Annotated in this window: 3 protein-coding genes and 2 pseudogenes; 4 read left to right on the top strand and 1 reads right to left on the bottom strand. The window is 64.5% G+C overall.

Annotation, left to right across the window (positions count from 1 at the left end):
• A pseudogene (locus tag AUC71_RS12680) lies at positions 1-252 on the top strand (DciA family protein); the annotation flags it as partial.
• Here AUC71_RS12680 and AUC71_RS18820 read toward each other — a convergent pair.
• On the bottom strand, positions 239-484 hold the full coding sequence (locus AUC71_RS18820; RefSeq protein ID WP_141701673.1) for a hypothetical protein: 246 nt from the start codon (positions 482-484) through the stop codon (positions 239-241). The pseudogene AUC71_RS12680 and the gene AUC71_RS18820 sit on opposite strands and share 14 nt — an antisense overlap.
• A gap of 60 nt (positions 485-544) precedes the next feature.
• Between AUC71_RS18820 and AUC71_RS12670 the strand changes: the two genes are divergently transcribed.
• From AUC71_RS12670 to AUC71_RS12655, 3 genes and pseudogenes are all read left to right on the top strand, one after another.
• Complete coding sequence (locus AUC71_RS12670; protein ID WP_069624552.1) at positions 545-1,087, top strand: DsbA family protein; 543 nt, start codon at positions 545-547, stop codon at positions 1,085-1,087.
• A gap of 15 nt (positions 1,088-1,102) precedes the next feature.
• On the top strand, positions 1,103-1,744 hold the full coding sequence (locus AUC71_RS12665) for a DsbA family protein (RefSeq protein ID WP_069624551.1): 642 nt from the start codon (positions 1,103-1,105) through the stop codon (positions 1,742-1,744).
• A gap of 99 nt (positions 1,745-1,843) precedes the next feature.
• A pseudogene (locus tag AUC71_RS12655) lies at positions 1,844-2,861 on the top strand (AAA family ATPase); the annotation flags it as partial.

The following is a 2,861-nucleotide window of genomic DNA, read 5'->3' as shown; positions in this document are numbered from 1 at the left end:
CGCGCCATCGAGGTGCAGCACCGGGCCGGGCAGATCCTGGAGCGGGTGAACGCCTATTTCGGCTATCGGGCGGTCACCGAGATGCGCTTCCTGCAAGCGCCCATCGGCCGGGCGGCGAAGCCCAAGCCAGCACCGAAACCGCCGCTTCCGGGCTATTCCCTGCCGAAATCGGCCGGGATCAAGGACGAGGGGCTGGCCCAGGCGCTGTCCCGGCTCGGCGCCTCCACCAAAGCCCGCCTCACGAGAGGTTGAGGCGCGGGAAATTTCTCGCACTTGCCGGATCGGGGTCGATCAACGATTGTAGGCCCGCGATGCGGCCATTTTGACCGCCAAGACCCAATTTAGCCGGAGTAGTGACCGTGGCGAAATCAGATAAGAAGCCGACCGAACCTTCAACCGACGCCACCGGCGCGAAAAGCCATACCGGGCTGTATGTCATCGGCGCCGTGGTCGTCGCAGCCGTCATCGCCGGCGTCTTCTTCATGAGAGACGGCGCGCCCGCGATCCGAACGCACCGAAGCAAGACCCGGCGGTCGCCGTGCTGATGGAGGAGGGTCCGCTCGAAGATATCGTGATGGGCGATCCGGACGCGCCAAATGTGATCGTCGAATACGCTTCCATGACCTGCCCGCACTGCGCAAATTTCTACACGAACGTCTTTCCGGACGTGAAAGAGAAGTACATCGACACGGGCAAGGCCCGTTTCGTGTTCCGTGAATTCCCGCTCGACGGGCTGGCGATCGCCGCTTCGATGCTGGCGCGCTGCGTCGAAGACGACCGCTTCTATCCGTTGATCGACGGGCTGTTCGAGACGCAAGAGACCTGGGCGCTGCCCGGCGAGGACGGCAAGCAGAAGCTGCTGCTCATCGCCAAGCAGGCCGGCTTTTCGCAGGAGGCGTTCGACAAATGCCTCGCCGACAAGGAGCTGTTCGACAAGATCGTGGCGGTGCGCAAGAAGGCGCATGAGGAATATGGCGTGGACTCCACGCCGAGCTTCTTCGTCAACGGCAAGCGCTTGGAGGGTATCGCGTTCGAGAACTTCGAGAACGCGATCGACGGTCCGGCCGACACGCCGCCGAGCGGCTAGGCACGCGGGCATTTCATGAGACTGAGCCGGGGAGCCGCAATCGTTCTCGTCAGCGCCGCACTCGGCGTCTCGGCCTGCGGGGGCGCGGCGGGGCCTGCCACCGAGGCGGCGATGCCCCTCAAGGATCAGATCCTGGAGCCGGGACCGCTCGGGGAGCGCGAATACGGCAACCCCAACGCGCCGGTGACGATCATCGAATATGTCTCGCTCACCTGCCCGCACTGCCGCAATTACCACGCCAAGGTGTTCCCCCAGGTGAAGCGGCAATATGTCGATACGGGCAAAGTTCGTTACATCATCCGGGAGTTTCCCATCGGCCGGACCGCGGGCACCGCGGCGATCATCACCAGATGCGCGCCGAAGGGCAAACATCTCTATCTGACGGAGGCCTATCTCTCCCGGCAGCGCGAATGGGTCAGCCAGGAAGTCCGCGAGGACGCGATCTATTCGGTCGCCAAATCGAGCGGCATGAGCCGGGCGGAATTTGACAAATGCCTCACGAATCAAGGCATTATCGATGGATTGGCCGAGGTGAAGCAGCGGGGGCGCAAATATGGCGTGATCGGGACGCCGAGCCTCTTTATCAACGGTCAGAAGCTCCAGGGCGAGGTTACATTCGAAGAGGTCAAGGCCCTGATTCAACCACAGGCTTCTTGATCTCCGGCGTTGCGAATCGCGCCAACCCCCGCCAAGTTCCCCGTATAAAGTTCGCGTCGTTTACGCGTCGCCCTTTTCGATTCTAAGGACCGCCAGCCCGTGCAGATCACCAGACTCCGCCTACTCGGATTCAAATCCTTCGTGGAGCCCACCGAGCTCGAGGTCCAACACGGCCTGACCGGCGTCGTGGGGCCGAACGGCTGCGGCAAGTCTAATTTGCTCGAAGCGCTGCGCTGGGCCATGGGCGAGACCTCGTACAAGAGCATGCGCGGCACGGCCATGGACGACGTGATCTTCGCCGGCGCCAAGACCGACCGGCGCGGAACACCGCCGAGGTCACGCTGTTCATCGACAACAGCAAGCGGCTGGCGCCGGCCGAATTCAACGATTCCGATGTCCTCGAAGTGACGCGGCGCATCGAACGCGAGGCGGGCTCGGCCTATCGGGTCAACGGCAAGGATGTGCGCGCCCGTGACATCCGCCTTCTATTCGAAGACGCCGCGACCGGCGCCCGTTCGCCCGCGCTCGTGCAACAGGGCCGCATCGGCGAGATCGTAAACTCGGCGCCGCAGGAGCGCCGCCGGGTGCTCGAAGACGCAGCCGGCATCGCCGGCCTGCACAGCCGCCGGCACGAGGCGGAGCTGCGCCTGAAGGCGACGGAAGCGAACTTGTCGCGCCTCGCCGATCTGATCGGGCAAATCAACTCGCAGCTTCAGGCGATGCGCCGCCAGGCCCGCCAAGCCAAGCGCTACCGCGACGTCTCGAACCAAATTCATGAGATGGAGGCCCTGCAGTATCACCTGCAATGGGCGTCCGCTTGTGCCCAGGTCGAGACAGACGAGGCGGCGTTCCAAGAGGCCCTCGGCGCGGTGGCCCAGGAGACCAAGGCCGAAGGCGAAGCCTTGCGCGAGCAGGCGCAAGCCGCCGAGAAGCTTCAGCCCTTGCGCGACACGGAAGCCCATCGCGCGGCGGTGCTGCACCGCTTGAGCGTCGACCGTGACGCGCTCGAGCGCGAGGAAGCCCGGGCCAAGGCGCGCCAGGCGGAACTCGAGACGCGCCTTGCGCAAGCCTCGCGCGATCTCGCCCGCGAGGAAGAACATATCGCCGAGGCCGACAG

Source organism: Methyloceanibacter marginalis, assembly GCF_001723295.1.
GTDB lineage: Bacteria > Pseudomonadota > Alphaproteobacteria > Rhizobiales > Methyloligellaceae > Methyloceanibacter > Methyloceanibacter marginalis.
The sequence above is the reverse complement of the archived record's forward strand: the minus strand, read 5'-3'. Positions and strand labels throughout refer to the sequence as shown.

Bases quoted from the DNA above. Each gene is read 5' to 3' on its own strand.
- AUC71_RS18820 (WP_141701673.1), bottom strand. From the start codon at position 484: ATGAAGAAGACGCCGGCGATGACGGCTGCGACGACCACGGCGCCGATG.
- AUC71_RS12670 (WP_069624552.1), top strand. From the start codon at position 545: ATGGAGGAGGGTCCGCTCGAAGATATCGTGATGGGCGATCCGGACGCG.
- AUC71_RS12665 (WP_069624551.1), top strand. From the start codon at position 1,103: ATGAGACTGAGCCGGGGAGCCGCAATCGTTCTCGTCAGCGCCGCACTC.